This window comes from Planktotalea sp. (assembly GCF_018607995.1).
Classification (GTDB): domain Bacteria; phylum Pseudomonadota; class Alphaproteobacteria; order Rhodobacterales; family Rhodobacteraceae; genus Planktotalea.
The window spans coordinates 34,275-50,946 of record NZ_JABBAL010000024.1; the positions used below are offsets into that span (position 1 = coordinate 34,275).

Annotated in this window: 14 protein-coding genes, 1 tRNA gene and 1 pseudogene; 8 read left to right on the forward strand and 8 right to left on the reverse strand. The window is 53.1% G+C overall.

Features of this window, described 5'->3' with window-relative positions:
* Positions 1–95: 95 nt before the first annotated feature.
* On the forward strand, positions 96–791 hold the full coding sequence (locus tag QZ280_RS10715; protein WP_293443853.1) for a tyrosine-protein phosphatase: 696 nt from the start codon (positions 96–98) through the stop codon (positions 789–791).
* A 1-nt stretch (position 792) separates the two neighbouring features.
* Positions 793–2,538 carry an ABC transporter ATP-binding protein gene (locus QZ280_RS10720; RefSeq protein WP_293443856.1) on the forward strand — a complete coding sequence of 582 codons (1,746 nt, stop codon included), beginning with the start codon at positions 793–795 and terminating at the stop codon, positions 2,536–2,538.
* Here the strand turns inward: QZ280_RS10720 and QZ280_RS10725 are convergent.
* Positions 2,535–3,215, reverse strand: coding sequence for a TIGR04283 family arsenosugar biosynthesis glycosyltransferase (locus tag QZ280_RS10725; RefSeq protein WP_293443859.1), 681 nt, complete (start codon positions 3,213–3,215; stop codon positions 2,535–2,537). The genes QZ280_RS10720 and QZ280_RS10725 overlap by 4 nt on opposite strands.
* A gap of 66 nt (positions 3,216–3,281) precedes the next feature.
* On the opposite strand from QZ280_RS10725, the gene QZ280_RS10730 reads away from it, so the two are divergent.
* On the forward strand, positions 3,282–4,025 hold the full coding sequence (locus tag QZ280_RS10730) for a folate-binding protein (RefSeq protein ID WP_293443862.1): 744 nt from the start codon (positions 3,282–3,284) through the stop codon (positions 4,023–4,025).
* Between the two features lie 65 nt (positions 4,026–4,090).
* Here the strand turns inward: QZ280_RS10730 and efp are convergent, their stop codons facing one another.
* Entirely contained in the window at positions 4,091–4,654 is a 564-nt protein-coding gene (efp, locus tag QZ280_RS10735) for an elongation factor P (RefSeq protein WP_040778974.1), read from the reverse strand.
* A 218-nt stretch (positions 4,655–4,872) separates the two neighbouring features.
* On the opposite strand from efp, the gene QZ280_RS10740 reads away from it, so the two are divergent.
* On the forward strand, positions 4,873–5,193 hold the full coding sequence (locus tag QZ280_RS10740) for a DUF6280 family protein (RefSeq protein ID WP_009828663.1): 321 nt from the start codon (positions 4,873–4,875) through the stop codon (positions 5,191–5,193).
* A 75-nt stretch (positions 5,194–5,268) separates the two neighbouring features.
* Here QZ280_RS10740 and QZ280_RS10745 read toward each other — a convergent pair whose 3' ends face one another.
* Positions 5,269–5,838, reverse strand: a complete 570-nt coding sequence (locus tag QZ280_RS10745; protein WP_293443871.1) for a cobalamin biosynthesis protein CobQ — start codon at positions 5,836–5,838, stop codon at positions 5,269–5,271.
* 58 nt (positions 5,839–5,896) lie between these two features.
* Between QZ280_RS10745 and QZ280_RS10750 the strand changes: the two genes are divergently transcribed.
* Positions 5,897–7,348 carry a cobyric acid synthase gene (locus tag QZ280_RS10750; RefSeq protein ID WP_293443874.1) on the forward strand — a complete coding sequence of 484 codons (1,452 nt, stop codon included), beginning with the start codon at positions 5,897–5,899 and terminating at the stop codon, positions 7,346–7,348.
* 10 nt (positions 7,349–7,358) lie between these two features.
* On the opposite strand, the gene QZ280_RS10755 is transcribed toward QZ280_RS10750, so the two are convergent.
* From QZ280_RS10755 to QZ280_RS10765, 3 genes are all read right to left on the reverse strand, one after another.
* The gene (locus QZ280_RS10755; RefSeq protein ID WP_293443877.1) at positions 7,359–8,360 is read right to left on the reverse strand and encodes a hypothetical protein; all 1,002 of its coding nucleotides are present in this window, start codon (positions 8,358–8,360) and stop codon (positions 7,359–7,361) included.
* Positions 8,361–8,484: 124 nt separating this feature from the next.
* Complete coding sequence (locus QZ280_RS10760; protein WP_293443880.1) at positions 8,485–9,921, reverse strand: TolC family outer membrane protein; 1,437 nt, start codon at positions 9,919–9,921, stop codon at positions 8,485–8,487.
* Between the two features lie 64 nt (positions 9,922–9,985).
* Positions 9,986–10,639 (reverse strand): rRNA adenine N-6-methyltransferase family protein, encoded by a 654-nt coding sequence (locus QZ280_RS10765; RefSeq protein WP_293443883.1) that lies wholly within the window; start codon positions 10,637–10,639, stop codon positions 9,986–9,988.
* Between the two features lie 153 nt (positions 10,640–10,792).
* Between QZ280_RS10765 and QZ280_RS10770 the strand changes: the two genes are divergently transcribed.
* Positions 10,793–10,866 (forward strand) — tRNA-Cys (locus QZ280_RS10770).
* A gap of 381 nt (positions 10,867–11,247) precedes the next feature.
* Positions 11,248–11,544, forward strand: a pseudogene (locus QZ280_RS10775) (transposase); the annotation flags it as partial.
* A 501-nt stretch (positions 11,545–12,045) separates the two neighbouring features.
* Here QZ280_RS10775 and QZ280_RS10780 read toward each other — a convergent pair.
* Together QZ280_RS10780 and QZ280_RS10785 are read right to left on the reverse strand one after the other, a co-directional pair.
* Positions 12,046–14,391, reverse strand: a complete 2,346-nt coding sequence (locus QZ280_RS10780; protein ID WP_293443886.1) for a TRAP transporter fused permease subunit — start codon at positions 14,389–14,391, stop codon at positions 12,046–12,048.
* 68 nt (positions 14,392–14,459) lie between these two features.
* Positions 14,460–15,503 carry a TAXI family TRAP transporter solute-binding subunit gene (locus tag QZ280_RS10785; RefSeq protein WP_293443889.1) on the reverse strand — a complete coding sequence of 348 codons (1,044 nt, stop codon included), beginning with the start codon at positions 15,501–15,503 and terminating at the stop codon, positions 14,460–14,462.
* 132 nt (positions 15,504–15,635) lie between these two features.
* Between QZ280_RS10785 and QZ280_RS10790 the strand changes: the two genes are divergently transcribed.
* Positions 15,636–16,313, forward strand: a complete 678-nt coding sequence (locus QZ280_RS10790) for a glutathione S-transferase family protein (RefSeq protein WP_293443892.1) — start codon at positions 15,636–15,638, stop codon at positions 16,311–16,313.
* Positions 16,314–16,672 lie beyond the last annotated feature (359 nt).

Genomic DNA, 16,672 nt, shown 5'->3' on the forward strand with positions numbered 1-16,672 from the left:
GCCGAGCCGCGCGGCGCGTCAACAGGGCGCAGACTTGCACCACGCCAGCCTAGGGTCTACATCCGCCCCACGCCCCTTTTTGGCAGGATAGCTTGATGTTTAAGACCCTCGGGAAAAAATTTAGCGATTGGGAACGCAAATGGCGGTATGCCTTTGGCAAGGACATCACTGATCCCGAAGAGCGGCGCAAGGCCAAGTGGCACTACAATATGTTTGATCACGCCTTTCTGCGTGTGCCTTGGACGAACTTTTATCCCGTGTCCGCAGGGGTTTGGCGATCCAATCAGCCGACCCACCAGCGATTTATGCGCTACCGTGATTTGGGAATCAAATCGGTGATCAACCTGCGCGGCACAGACCCGCGCGCACATTACCTGTTTGAAGAGGAAAGTTGCCGGATCTTGGGGTTAAAGCTGCATAACACCAAGCTTTGGGCGCGCACGGCGGCCAATCGCGAGAATATCGTTGCAGTGCTGGATCTGATGCGCAGTGTTGAGCGGCCCTTTATGTTTCATTGCAAATCTGGTGCAGATCGCGCGGGGTTTTGCGCGGCCATGTATCAGATCGTGTTTGACGGGGCCTCTGTTGAGGAGGCGAAAAGGCAGCTCTCCATCAAGTTTATCCACCTAAAATGGTCAAAGACCGGTGTTCAGGGCTATATTCTGGATGTGTTTCAAGCACGCCAAGCCAAGGGCGAGATCGATTTTGAAACTTGGTTGCGCACAGAGTATGATCACAAGGCAATACAGTCAGGCTTTGACAGCAAGTCGCCGCCCGCGCAGATTGCCTGACATGGCACAACCCGATCAAACAAGTCGCACGTTGCTGCGCTGGCTTTGGCGCAGTTATCTCGGCCGGCATTTCTGGATGTTGCTGTTGGCGACGTTTTTTATGGCGCTGGAAGGATCGATGCTAGGCTTGCTTAGTTGGATGATGAAACCGATGTTCGATTCGGTTTTTCTCGCTGGCGATGAGAGCGCGCTGTGGTGGGTTGGCCTTGTGATCCTTGGGATTTTTCTGGTCCGCGCAGTGGCGTCTGTGATCCAGAAAGTAATCCTAACGCGGATCTCGCAGCAATCTGAAGCGGACATGCGCGGCGATCTTCTGAGCCATTTGATGCGCCTTGATGTGAGCTTTCACCAGTTGAATGCCCCTGGAACGTTGATGCAACGTGTCATTGGCGATGTCTCCGCCGTATCCAAAGTCTGGAACGCAATTATTACGGGTGCGGGGCGTGATCTGGTCGCGGTCGTCGTGCTGTTTGGGGTCGCGATGAGCGTTGATTGGCGCTGGACTGTCGTTGCTTTGATCGGTGTACCTTTTCTGGTCCTGCCCTCGCTTATTGCGCAGCGTTTTGTGCGCCGTCACAGCCGCACGGCGCATCAAATTGCAGCCCGCCAATCAGGACGTCTGGATGAGGTGTTTCACGGTATAGTACCAGTAAAGTTGAATCGCTTGGAAGATTATCAAGCGCGCCACTACGCCAAACTCAACGAAGAGCGGGTAGAGATCGAAGTCACAACATCGCGCGGAAAAGCCGCTATTCCCGGCTTGATTGATGCCATGTCAGGCGTCGGTTTTTTGGGTGTTTTGCTCTATGGGGGCGGCGAAATAATCTCTGGCGAAAAGACTGTTGGCGAATTCATGGCGTTCTTCACAGCGCTTGGCTTCGCGTTTGAACCTCTGCGTCGCCTCGGTACGATCACAGGCACATGGGAAGCGGCAGCCGCTGGCATCGAACGCGTGATGGAGTTGTTGGCGCTGGAGCCCGTCCACAAGACACCCACCAATCCGCAGCCTGCACCGGTTGGTACACCTGAAATTACGCTTAACAACGTACATCTGAGCTATGGCGACACACCCGTTTTACAGGGCACGAGTTTGACTGCGAGAGCTGGTAAAACAACTGCGCTTGTGGGTCCATCTGGCGCGGGTAAATCCACTATTTTCAACGTATTAACGCGGCTAACCGACCCTCAGTCAGGGGTTGCAACACTGGGTGGCGTGCCTGTGACGCAAATGGCGCTGACAGATTTACGCGATCTGTTTTCGGTGGTCTCGCAAGATGCGCTTTTGTTTGATGAAACCCTGCGCGAAAATATCTTGCTGGGGCGCAAAGATGTGAGCGAGGCGCAGCTGAAAAAGACGCTTGACGCGGCGCATGTGTCCGACTTTCTGGAGCAACTTCCCAATGGTCTCGACACAGCCGTTGGCCCCCGCGGATCCGCCCTGTCAGGCGGTCAGCGTCAAAGGGTCGCCATCGCGCGCGCCCTGCTGCGCGACACGCCGATCTTGCTCTTGGATGAGGCAACCTCCGCATTGGATGCGCAATCCGAAGCGGTTGTTCAAGCCGCGCTCGAACGCCTCTCACAAGGGCGCACAACATTGGTGATCGCACACCGCCTATCAACGATCAGGACGGCAGATCAGATCGTGGTGATGGAAGCAGGTAAAGTCGTGGAACAAGGCACCCACGACAGCCTGATAGCGCTGGATGGTACATACGCGTCGTTGCACAAATTGCAGGCAAAAGCTTAGGGCTTGCGGTAACTCGCAGCCAACTTCTCGACGGGAACCCCTGCGAAATAGCGCAGCAGTGTCATAAGGTTACGCGACCCTCGTCGTATCCAGCCACCCGTTTCATACTTCGCAGCACTGGTCACCGCACGGGTTTTCAAAGGGCGCAAGCCCCCACGCAAAGCCCGTGCCATCGCGACATCCTCCATGAGCGGCATGTCTTGGAACCCACCCACACGCTCATACAACGCCCGGGCAATTAGCAATCCTTGGTCCCCATAAGGCAACCCAAAGAGCCGTGAGCGCAGGTTCGCCCATCCCGCCACAAATCGAGCGGGCAGACCGCCCGACGCAAACGCCAGCGTGAAGTAGCCCGTATCGGATGAGTTCAAATGCGTCGCAACCTCACCGCTCCACCCTGCATCCAAAATCGTATCGGCGTGAAGCACCAAGATCCAATCGCCACGCACTGCCGCACATCCGCGTTTCAGTTGCCCCCCGCGCGAGGCCGCGCCTGTGATCCAAACCGCGCCAACTTCATCCGAAACCAAATGCGTTTCATCGGTAGACCCGCCATCCGTCACGATCAACTCACGGATTAGCCCCGCTTCTACACCTTCAATCAACGCGGCCGCGCAGTGCGCCAATTGCTTCTCAGCATTCAAAACGGGGATCACCACAGAAATCGGCGCGCGCATAACCTTGGCCCTTCTCACTTCGCTCCACTCCTCTTATATCAAGGGCAAAGCCTGAGGGAGAGCAAAATGATCCACCCCGAGACCCGCCGCCTACTACGCGTGACTGGAGCCGATGCAAGAGGTTTCCTGCAAGGCCTGCTCACCAATGATCTGCAAAAGCTGGATCGAGGGCTTGTGTATACTGCGATGCTGACGCCACAGGGGAAATACATTGCGGATTTCTTTTTGGTGCCTGACGGTGACGCGATCTTGCTAGATACGGATGCCAGCCAAACCGACGCGCTGGCCAAACGGCTGACAATGTACAAATTGCGCGCAGATGTGACCATTGAAGACGATCAAAGATCGGTCTCGCGTGGCCTAGGCCCGATCCCAGAAGGCGCTTTCATCGACCCCCGTCTCGCCGCTCTTGGATGGCGTGGTTATGACGGGCAAATCGCGCAAGATGTGGATTGGACCGCTTTGAACGTCACGCATAGTGTCCCGCGCGCTGGTATTGAGCTGACGCCGGACAGCTTCCTATTGGAAATGGGGTTCGAGCGGCTGAATGGTGTTGATTTCAAGAAAGGCTGCTATGTCGGCCAAGAAGTGACCGCGCGAATGAAACACAAAACGGAGCTGCGTAAAGGCCTGGCCCAAGTTTCGATCACAGGCTCAGCCCCGATTGGTACTGACATCACGACCGAGGCAGATAAAATCGCCGGCACGCTCCTTAGCCAGTCGGGCGACAAAGCCCTCGCTTACCTGCGCTTTGATCGCGCAACAGGCCCTTTAAAAGCAAAAGACGCGCAGATCACCTACGCGTCTTAGTTTCTCTGGTCTCAAAATACCTCGGAGTTTGAGGCAAATCCTCAATCCCCCGCTTTGGCGGCTTATCAAGCGCGCTCGGAGTACTCCATGGACACCGTGTCCACGACGATGCTTTCGTCCTGTCCCACGAATGGTGGCACCATGACCTTCACGCCGTTTTCCAGTATCGCAGGCTTGAAGCTATTTGCTGCAGTCTGACCTTTGACGACAGGTTCTGTCTCAACAATCTTGCAGGTCACTTTCTGCGGAATCGTCGCGTGCAGTGCCTCTTCATCGTGAAATTCCACAACAATCGTCATGCCATCTTGCAAGAACGGACGGCGCTCGCCGAGCAGCTCTGCAGGCAGTTCAATCTGCTCATAGGTTTCCGTGTCCATGAACACTAACATGCCGTCGGACTCGTACAAGAATTGTTGATCTTTTTGTTCTAACCGTACGCGTTCTACCTTGTCTGCACTGCGAAAGCGTTCGTTCAGTTTGGATCCGTTACGAAGGTTGCGCATTTCTACTTGTGCAAATGCGCCACCCTTGCCCGGTTTTACATGATCTACCTTAACGGCAGCCCACAGGCCTTCGTTGTGTTCAAGAACATTTCCGGGGCGTATTTCGTTTCCGTTAATCTTGGGCATATGTGTCAAAACCATATCAAAAGGTTGATGAAATCTTGTTGCACCCTATATCTCGGAGGTAGCCCCCGTGCAAGAACGCTAAATTTCGTGCTGCATCTGCAGCAAGCCATGCAATTTTTGCATAAGTGCTATGCAAATAGAGGGTATCCGAATCGGAGAGGATGGGTCATAAGAGCCTCTACGCCGGAAACACAAGAGCAAGAATAAGGATCGAAATTATGAGAGATTTCGTAGACGGTACTGCCTACAATTCTGAGCAAGGCAACCGTGCACGCAAATTGTTTGCGGCAGTCGTCCTGGCAGCGCTCGACGATGCAATCGCCGACGATAAGAAGTATGGAAATGGTCCTGAGCAAATCGCCCGTTGGGCGCGTTCGCGTGATGGCCGTGAAGTGTTGTCTTGTGCGGGCATCGACCCGAACGAACGTGTTGTCGCAGGCTTGATGGACTTCGTTTCCAAAGGTGTGCGCACATCCGTCGCCCTATCTCGTGAGGAGTCGGAGCGCCGCAACGCTGCACAGCAGGCAGAAGCCGCATAAACAACGCTTTCACTCGAAAGTCAAAAACGCCTCCGATCTGTTCTCGGGGGCGTTTTTTTGTACGTATGTTCTTTTTTAAAAAACGAACATCCAAACACGCGCTACCATCAGTTCCATAGCGAGCAGGACAAGTGCAACCACCCGCATCGGCCAACGCAGGAAGCGTCGAAAGAGAACCGCCACGCAGATAAAGACCAAAGTAACTTCTAGCGGTTGCACCCAGCCCGCATGATGCGCACGATCCCAATAGCTGACGGGACTTTCAAAAATCCAATCACTCGCGGGCCAAAAATGCGGGCGACCATCATCGTGATGCAGCGGAAAATCCAACGAAACGTGCAACAATCCTGCACCCGCAAACGCCACACCAGCGCGCGCTTTCCGCCAAAGCGCAAAGGCCAGCACCAAACCCCAGAGTAAAAACGAGTTGTCGATCGCGAACACCATTTGCCACGCATTCGAGTAATACAATTGCCCAAACACCACATCCTGCGGGATCTGCAAGATCGCCAGCGCCCCCCCTGCCATGACATAAAGCGATAGATCCGGCAAAAGCGCGCCAAAACCCGCAGCTCCCGTCACTTTACGATTATCCGCGAGCGAAAATGCTGCCAAACCTAAGATCAAATGCGCGGGTGTGTTCATGCCTCTTTCGCTCTGCATCACTCCCAACTATGTCTGATGGGGAATGAGGGGGCTGTCCATGACCAAAGCAATAATGATCCAGGGCGCAGGCTCGAATGTGGGGAAATCCATGCTTGTGGCCGGAATCGCGCGGGCTTTTGCCAATCGTGGGCTATCAGTCGCGCCCTTCAAACCGCAAAACATGTCCAACAATGCGGCTGTCACTGTTGATGATGGCGAAATTGGCCGTGCACAGGCCTTGCAGTCATTAGCCGCGCGACGTGATGCACATACGGATATGAACCCCGTTTTGTTAAAACCCGAAACCGATACGGGCGCACAGGTGATCGTGCAGGGCAAACGCTGGGACACGCTGCGCGCACGTGATTATGCGAAAGCCAAACCCAAGTTGATGAGTGCAGTTTTGGAGAGCTTTCACCGCCTCGCTAAAACAGCAGACTTGATTGTAATAGAGGGTGCAGGCAGCCCTGCAGAGATCAATTTACGCGCGGGCGACATTGCAAATATGGGCTTTGCAGAGGCCGCGCAGGTGCCTGTAGTTTTGACAGGTGATATTGATCGCGGCGGCGTCATAGCGCAACTTGTCGGCACGCAAACGATCCTTCCCAAGACTGATGCGGATCATATAAAAGCCTTTTGCATAAACAAGTTTCGTGGCGACGTCAGCCTTTTTAATGATGGCCTAACAGCGATCACTGAACACACAGGTTGGCCATCTTTGGGTGTTATTCCGTGGTTTGAAGATGCTTGGCGTCTGCCCGCAGAAGACGTGATGGACATCGCATCAACGCATGATGGCATTTTCAAAATCGCCGTGCCGCGTCTTGCACGGATCGCGAATTTTGATGACCTTGATCCACTGTCTTCCGACCCAAACATCAGTGTCGATATCGTGGAACAAGGTCGCCCCCTACCCGCAGATGCTGATCTGATCCTCATTCCTGGCTCTAAAGCGACGATTCCAGACCTCGCGTTCTTCCGTGCGCAGGGCTGGGACATTGATTTGACTGCGCATATTCGCCGTGGCGGGCGTGTGTTGGGGATTTGCGGGGGATATCAGATGCTCGGCACAGAGATAGCAGATCCATTGGGAATCGAGGGCGCGCCATCAACGGTTAAGGGCTTGGGGCATTTGAAGGTGAAGACCCGCATGTCAGAGCAAAAAAGGCTGGCTTTAACCGCGGCGACCTACACGCCAACGGGAGATTCTGTTGCCGGCTATGAGATTCATTTGGGCGAGACCGATGGCCCTGATCGCGCACGCGCCTGGTTGGACATTGGGGGACGATCCGAGGGTGCAGCAAGCATGAACGGGCAGATCATGGGCTGCTATTTGCACGGCCTTTTCACCGCGGATGGCTTTCGCGCTGGCTTCATCGGCGACTTGGCATCGCAAGATTTCAACTATGCGGCAGATGTGGAGGCGGTGCTGGATAAGCTCGCACGCCATCTGGAAACCCACATGGATTTGGATTTGTTGTTTGATTTGGCGGAGCCGGTCATACCCTAAGGGGCGGACCTTAGTCGAGTTCGTTTGCCGCCAAAGCACGATAAATTTCGCGACGTACGAGTTTGCGCACGTTGCGCGTGATGCGTTCGCCCAAAGTTCCCTGCAATTCCTGACGCACAATCTCTGACACCATATCGCGTAGCGCTTCTTCATCGACAACGCTTGCGATTTGTTCGTTCTCTAACAAGGTCTCCCTGGCGTTCGTCGATAGCTCAGCTTGCATTGAATCGACCGCTTCGGTATGCTCTCCCTCGAAAGTTATTGCAGTGTCATGAAAGGTTGCTGTTTGCGATGCGATCTCTGGATCGAGCAAAGTGCGAGTTTGCAAACCACTATGTAACGGGCGGCTATCTTCCCAATGCAATGACTGGAGCCGGCGGGCTGCATTGCCCCCCTGTTCCTCGCCATCAGGTTCAAACTCGCTATCAGTGCGCGAAATAAGAGCTTCAAGGGCTGCAATTTTATCTTCGATTGTGACATGCTCTTCGAGCGTCACGTCTTGGTCTTCGCTGTCTGCCTCAGCCTCTTCGCGCATTTCAGGCGCGGGCGCGTCGTGCCCTTCTCGCGCTCTCGACTCGTTTTCATACGTCTCATCGGTGGTATTTGTAGCGTGATCGCCAGCCACATCTTGCTCAGCTTCCGCCTCTTCCGTGAAAACTTGCGCGGTGTCATCTTCAGAAGATACCTGCGTCAGAATCAAAATGCCATCGTCTGATGCGTCCTCACCTTCTGGTGCGCTATCCTCTGTGTCGGTCTTTTCCGCCTCGTTCTCGTGCTCCAGCACAACGCGCAAGGCTGCGGTCAGCACAAGTGCGGGCGCGGCTTTAGGGGCCGTAAATTCCATCACCTCATCAGATCTTTCTTCTTCCAACTCAACGGATTGAGGGGGAACCTCAGAGGAGAATGACGGCTCTTTCTCACCACGTTCAGCGGCGCGCGCCTCATCAGACACAAGTCGACGAATAGAAGACAATACGTCCTCAATTTCGATATTGGTAACCGGATCTGACATTATAATTCCACTCTCGCCTCTGGCGCAGAATACCTACCAAAGTAAATTTTCACAACAGATAGAACGAATTAGCAGTAATTTTTACCGCTCTATGATAGAATATTTACGCGCAGGTTGCCTAAGGTTAGTTTTTATTAAGCGAGCGCAGGAGGCGATCGAGCTTGTCGCCCTGAACACTGCGCGCGGGTGCGTCTTTCACCAGCTTGTAATAGGCGGTCGGATCATATTGCTGCACAGGCAGGTTTAAGTGCTTGGCCGTCAACAGACCCATCGCCGCCAGCGCGGAATAAGCGGCAATAAATTCATTGGTTTGCACACCGATCAGACCGGAGCGTGCATCGAGCAATTCCTGCTCTGCGTTGAGCACATCCAAGGTCGTACGTGATCCAACGGCCGCCTCTTCGCGCACGCCCCTGAACGCGACGGTTGCTGCGCGGATTTGACGTTCGCTAGCATCGCGAGATGCGCGGGATACGCGTAACTGCGCAAACGCATTGCCAGCGTTTTGCTGAATTTGATGCCGTGTGATGTGCAGACCAGAGCGGGCCGCATCACGGCGCGCCATTGCTTGGCGATGCAAAGCGTTAAGGCGGCCACCTTGATAGATTGGCACAGACGCCTCAAGCGACAAGGAACCCGCGTTAGTAGAGGTGTTTGCCGACGGCGTTTGGGTGCGGTTCAGCCCGCCGCGCAAGCGCACGTTGCCGCGCATCGCAGCATCCGCACGGGCCACATTGAGATCAGCCGCAGCCACGTCATGTTGCACAGCTTGCATATCGGGATGACCACGCACCGCGATCGATTTAGCCTTTTCAACGGAATTAACCGTTTTAGGCAAGTTCTTGGGTGGACGCAGATTTCCAGGCTTATGCCCAACTGAAGCCCGGTATTCTTCGTGCGAGCGGATCAAATCCCCTTCTGCTGCAGCCAAAGCCGAGCGCGCAGAGGCAAGGCGCGCCTCGGCAAGTGCGACGTCCGTGCGGGTGATCTCACCAACTTCAAAGCGATCGCGCGCGGCGCGCAGTTCTTGCGTGATCAGCCGCACATTGCTTTGACGCAACGCGACTGTTTCGGTTGTGCGGCGCACATTCATAAAAGCTTGGATCGCGCGCAAAAGCACGGATTGCTCCAACGATAGCAGGCGCGCCCGCGTACCAAGCACGTTTTCTTTTGCAGCTTCAATGGCATATCGGGTTTGGCCACCATCGTAGATTAGTAGATCCATCGCGATGCCAATCTTCGCTGTCGTGCTGCTTGGATCCACTAGTAGGCCGCTTGACGTATTAGACGTGCGTGAAAAGCTGCGGCCCAAAGAGCCCGTGAAATTCAAGATCGGGCGGAGGGAAGCCGTTGCGATGGCCACATCCTCATCTGCTGCACGTAGCAGAGCGCGATTTTGTTCCAGCAATCCTGAGTGATTGAACGCCCCGATCAGCGCATCCGAGAGCGTTTCAGCCTGCACCGATTGCGTGGCCAGTAAAAAGAGGCCAACAATCGCAGTCGTGCGTCGCACCTTCATCAATAGATCGAGCATTCTGCCCCCAAGGATTTCCGCATCCATTCGGGATGCTCTTATACAGTCTTAACGCGCGACACAGCAGCTTCCGTCGCGCGGGTATTAAATATTATAGCGCGAAGTCACGCGCCTTAAAGAATCCCGGCAAAACCGGCGCACTGGCATTAAACGCAAGCCGCCAATTCATCTGTCCGTTGATTTTGCGACCAATCCGCACTTCGCCCAAAGCACCCTTCATAAAGAGTGCCGCGATGCGCCCACCCTCTTTCAGTTGATCGATAATTGCGACTGGCAACTCTTCAACACCGCCCTGGATGGTGATCACATCGTAGGGTCCGTGTTCTGCGACACCTGCATCAAGCGGCCCGGCGTTCATGATCACACTGTCTGCGCCCGCATCGCTCAGCACAGTTTGCGCATCTGCAACCATCGCCTCATCGGCTTCGAGCGCAACAACCGCTTGGGCAATATGAGCTATAATCGCGGCCGAGTAGCCGTAGCCTGATCCGATATCGAGCACCAACTCATCATTTTGCAAATCCAAAGCGTCGAGCATTTTCGCGAGCGTGCGCGGCTCAAGCAAAACACGCCCCACACTTAGCGCAAGGTTGCCATCAACATAAGCGGCTTCGCGGCGTTCACTCGGAACGAAGTTCTCGCGCTCAACCGATAGCATCGCATCGATGATTGGAAATTTGGTAACATCAGAGGGACGAACTTGGGTGTCCACCATCATGACACGACGTGCTGCAAAATCAGACATTGGCTAAACTCATCCGTTCAGAATCCTTTGCGCTTTAGTGCCACATCACGCGCGCCCCCACAACGCCCCACCTCCGCACAATTCGCTAGATTTCGCACCGCTTGGGACTTGCAGCAGTTTGCCAGATAAGTTAACTGCCTATAATCACTGGCTGGCGAGTTGGTAGAGTGGTTATGCAGCGGATTGCAAATCCGCGTACACCGGTTCGATTCCGGTACTCGCCTCCATTGCTTCTCATTGCCTTTATTTCAACGTATGCTACGTTTTGTGTCCATATAAGGCACTAAATTAGGCCTAAACATAGCACTAAATCGTGGATACCCACCGCCATCTTTTAAGCAAATCCCGTCAAAGGGGAACGTTTGGTATGTCATCATAACCAAGCCTGATGCGCTAAGGGATGGCAAAAAAAATATCCAACCCGACGATCAACTGGCACAAGCGATGAACCCAGTGCAAAGATGAAGCAATCCAAAATAGTCGAAGGTATTTATGCTGAATGGGACAGCCTTCTGGCGCGTGACCCATTCGTTGAGATTCTAGAACAGAATTGAGCCTCCCCGTTTGAAGTCGTCCGCCCCTACAGTTAGGAAAGCGGAGGATCAGAGATGGCGATTAAGAGACCCAAGCCCGAAGAGATTGTCGTGAAGTTACGGCAGGTTGAAGTTCTGATGGGGCAAGGCATGCCCCGGATCGATGCAATCAGACAGATCAGTGTGACTGAACAGACCTATTATCGCTGGAAGAAGAAATACGGCGGAATGGGCACAGAACAACTTAAGGAACTGAAGCGACTGCAAAAAGAGATTGACTTAAGTGCGCTGGAATCTCTGGAGGCGATCAACGAACGTTTGCGCGAGATGGACGTCAAACTACACCTGTCCGAAGTTAAAGGCCCGGTTATGGACCGATTGGCGAAACAACACTTTTTGCAGGAAATGACGGGCGAGGTGTTTCTGTCGCAATATGAAGCTGCTCGGCTATTGTCCGCCTCTTCCAGTCCATCATCTTAATAGGAACGATTTTCCGCTCTTTTTGATGCGTCGCAACATCAGATGATACTGCATATGCAGCGTTTTTTCCGCTCCGAACGCGCGAAGTGAGGGAATCCAATTCACCAATGCGCTTGCAGCCGCCATGCGGTGTGACAGCGTGTTTCCAACTGATCAGAGAAAACAGTCGCAGGGGGCGGTTATAACCGGACTTCCAGCCATCCTCGTTCATACTACGGTGCAGCATGTCATTTCGGACATTCGATGTATGAGTAAATTTTGGTGACACGCGCAAATGTAGTGAGGCGATTGTGGCGCGGGATTTCTAGCAGTGGGTCGTGGACGCCTAAATTCGCATCGCAGTGCTAATCCGCTACAGAGCTCTTGATATTTTTTTTGATGTATCCTTAGGATCTATCCGTCCAAAGGGTGAGCGACGCGCCGTTGTGCGTGCTCAATAATTACAGCTATTGAAAAGAGCGCGGCTGTGATCCAAATCGCTTCTGGTTTCATCATCAACAGAACCGCCAAGATCAATCGTATGCAGATTTCCCAAGCTGCCAGTCGGGTTTTATCAAATGCGGCGAGTGCACTTGAAAGAAGATAGAGCGCGAACACCAGACGCGTTATCAAAAGTGCGAAAGCTCCCAAGTCGAACTGCCCGTCATAGCCAGGCAGGAACGCTCCTGTTGGAGATTGAGCATCTAAAATCGCCTCATTGATCAACAGCAACTCGGGATGGAACGCGAACACAAAGGGCACGATAAATATGACGATGCCAGATTTGACTGCAGAAAGGCCCGTCGCCATGGGTTCTGCTTTGGTAATCGACGCCGCTGCAAAGGCCGCTAAGGCGACTGGCGGTGTTATCGCGCTGGCAACCGCAAAGTAGAAAATGAACATATGCGCCGTGAACAGCGACAAACCGAGACCGGCGAGGACCGGGCTCATCAATAAGGCTGCGTTGATGTAGGCCGGAACGGCAGGCATGCCCATGCCAAGCAAAACGGCCAGAAACATCGTTAATAGCAGCGCTACAAACTGTGGAAGCGCAGAGTCGCTGCCACCCAGGTTCAACGTGTTGAGCCAAGACAGTACATCAAGCGACAAAAAGACCGGCAAACCGGTAAAGGACAGACAAAAATCGATGATAGAGACGGCCAAAAACATCAAATACAGCGTAGCGATGAGTGTTCCTGCATTTGAAAGCGCACCAATGATTTTGCGCGGACGTGCGCGGATGTCTGGATCAAGAAACAGGAGCGCGATCAAAAGCATCACAGCCCACCAGCCCGCGGCGCCAGCAGAGCCTGATGCATTTTGCACCACTTGCAGGAACCAATTCAGGCTTTGAACCTTGCAATCCCCATCAGTGAGCAGACGATCAGCGCCCAAGAGACCACCAAAAACTCCGCATCCAACGGCATCTTTTGGAATCAACAACAACGTCAGGATCACTGCAATCGGTCCAAAAATCATCACAAGATTTAAGTAATCTTGACGCTCTAGGATCATGTCTTCGGTCAAATCGCCAATGGCAGTGATATTTTGCTTGCGCGATTGAAACACTGCGGAAAGGAACAGACAAAAGAAATACGCCGCCGCGGGGATGATCGCAGCGACAATGACGCTGGAATATGGCACCGAGGTCAATGAGGCGAGAACAAAGGCCGCAACGCCCATCACAGGGGGCATAATTGATCCACCAGACGAGGCAGCGGCCTCTACCCCGCCTGCAAACACTTTGGAAAATCCACGTTTGATCATCATCGGAATGGTCAAAACACCTGTTGATAGAACGTTCACAATTGGCCCGCCAGAGATGGTGCCAAAGATGGCAGAGGACACTATTGCAGCATGCGCAGGCCCGCCCCGCAAATGACGTGTCCAGCGGAATGCCAGTTTGATAAGCGATCGCCCACCAGCAGAACTGCCAAAAAGCGATCCTAAAACGAGATAAGGGAAGATCGTGTTCAGGACGATATCCATGAAGCGACCCAAAAGGCCGGACGAATTATTGACCAGAATATCATGAACCCGTGGCCGTCCATCGGACAGCATGCGCGGCTCGCCTGCGAGTTTGGTCACAAAGTATTTGTTGATGTCTTCAGTGCCGTAGAAGTACCAAACCAGCACAGTCAGGATGGTGTAGCTCGCAAAAATGATTGCCACGATCACCAGCGGCAAGCCCCAAACCTTGACGTTGTAGAACAGAAAGATCATGACGGCGACGCCGACGATCAACACCAGCCACCCACCGGTCGTGTTGACACATTGCGGGTCCTCGACCGTGGTTGGCGCAGGCAAGCCGAGGCTTTCATTGAATTCCGTTGCAGACGCGAGACTTTTTGCTATCAAGCGAGCGCGGTCACCGTTCAGCTGATCTATCAAGCAGACCGATTCAATTTCGACCAAGTAAGTAATTGAAATAGTGGCTGCCATGACAACAAGCGCAAGGTCCATAGTCAATCCAAAGCCACGCCGCAGACTGGATCGTTCGGCCCAATCGCGCCACATGGAGTGCCTAAGAACGACGGTACACATCATCAGTGAGAAGAACAAAGGATAGAACCATTCTGTCGGGAACTTACGGAAACGCGTTCCGGTTTCACCCAAAATAGCAGCTGCAAAATCGTCATATCCGGGGATTCCGGGCGTGGAGTTGATCAACCCGATGAGCACCAATGCCAGCGACAAGATAAATAGCAAGCGCTCAGAGAAGCCTTGAGTGCTTTGCTGCTTAACAGATGCGTTCGACATATGACTTCCAACCCCAATAAACAGGCCGCAAGACTGTGCACGCGGCCCGTAAATTATAGTTTAAGTGTTTACTTTGCGCAGTCAGGCAGAGGGTAGCCGGCCTCTTCCCAAGCGGCGACCGCACCGGGGTGATACTTAATCGGGTTCGTGCCGCACATGTCGGTCAACTCCAGATCTGTTTCACCATGCCATGCGGCTTTCATGAAAGATGCTTTGGCTTGATAGATTGGCTCGATATTTGCGATGAAAGCTGCAGTCAGCGCTTTGGCCGTATCAAAATCCATGCTTACGTTGACGATGTCGCCACCAACGGTACCTGGACCGCGAAACGTGTCATCCTCGGAAACGACTGTGACGCCGTCGCCATACCCCATCTCGGCCACAGGCATACTGAATGCAACTGTACCCGGAAGCTTGGCAACTTTCTGGAAAGCCTCACTTTCATGTACGTCTTTAGGCATCGAAAAAACAGTCATGTTACCAGACGCCAAGGCCGCAGTAACGCGAGGATCAGGAAACGCCTGAGGCAAAACAAACGCATCAGCTGAGCCATCTTGAATGGTCTTGACCGCTTGGCCCCAGTTAACCTGAACGCCAGTATACCCTGTGCCTTCGTCCAATCCTGCGACGGTCTTTACCAAAAGCCGTGCATTGGTCAAAGCTGCCCCGCGTGGCGGTCCGTTGAAGATGGTTTTACCTTCCAGACCATCCCATCCAGAAATACCGGCACTATCGTAAGCAAAAAGCCCCTGAACAGAGATGCGGTACGTGTATAGAACTGCTAGATTGTCGGCCAAATCTCCGCCCGCCTCTGCGCCAAGACCCGCATAGGGACCAACGCCACGCGACAACAAGAATGGCAAGATGAAAGGTGCAGCGGCAATATCAGTCTTGCCTTCCGCTACGTTCTGGACCGAATTTGTGAGGGTTTGGCCAGCTGTAACTTGAATATCAGCAATACCCGCTTTGGACGCAGCCTCAGACAGTGCGATAATTGAAATACCCGGCGTCGTACTCGGTGCCGCCGTTTCTGCGGTCAAAATTCCCTGAGCAAAGGCGCTGGACCCAACACAAGTTGCGGTGGCAAGGACCGCAAGTAGCTTTCGTGACATTAATTATCCTCCCAGATGATGTATGAATTTTGACAGTGACACTGTTTCTTTTAAATGATTTGATTGCCTTCCCGTCAAAAAATCGATTTTTCGTTCGTGCCTATATTAATAACCATCTCAGGATTCTATACAATGCCCAACCTTATGCTGTTTGTTGCACCCAATTCATGCGCGCGCGTCGCGACGATTGGGTTGGAAGAAATAGGTGTTTCGTTTGAAACGTCATTGGTGAGAACGGCGGCAAACCAACAAAATTCTGCTGAGTTTTTGAAGGTCAACCCAAAGGGAAAAGTTCCTACCCTTTTGATCGACGGTATGCCACTTACCGAAAATGTTGCTATTCTAAGCTGGCTGGCAGCAGAATTTCCCGACGCGCATCTCTTACCTGCAACCCACACCAAATTGGAGCAGCTGAAGCAAACCGCAGACCTTGCGTTTTTTGCGGGCACAATTCACCCAATTGTCACGCGCATAGCCATGCCTATGAAAACGATCGCAGATTCAACCCTTTCATTTGAAATTGTTCGCCCTCCCGCAATCAAAGACATGAATAAGATCATGACGATGATTGATGCGCGACTCGCGCAAAGTCCGTGGTGGTATGGTGCAGATTGGTCTATTGTGGACGGCTATCTGTATTGGGTTTGGGCACGGATTTCAGGCGTTGGCTACGATGGGTCCGCTTACCCAAATATCCAACGCCACTTTGCGCTTAATAACGAACGCCCTGCTGTACAACGCGCGATGGCACGCGAAGATGTGAATATCGAAATACTAAAATCCGAAAACCTCTACAGGGCTCCGCGCTAGCACTAATAAAGGCTCATCTAAGAATGCCCTTTGGGTCATGGTGGCTTAAGAATGCCCTTTGGGTCATGGTGGCTACCGCACGGGGCGTGCCCTGTTTATTATACGGCTTGGCGTATCAAAACGTCCACAGTTAAATGAGCTGACGAGCTTAATCGCACTTTTTCTTGCGTTACTCGCTTAGATGCCATTTTTCAGACTTCTAGTGCCCTCGAGATAACCGGTACATCGTCGAAACAAAAAATCGAAGAGGGATTGGATGTGGGATTAAATGCAAAATCTTCCGATTTGCCCTCTAAACATCAACACTTGCTGGTGCGGTCGGGGGGACTCGAACCCCCACGAGTGTTACCTCACAGCGA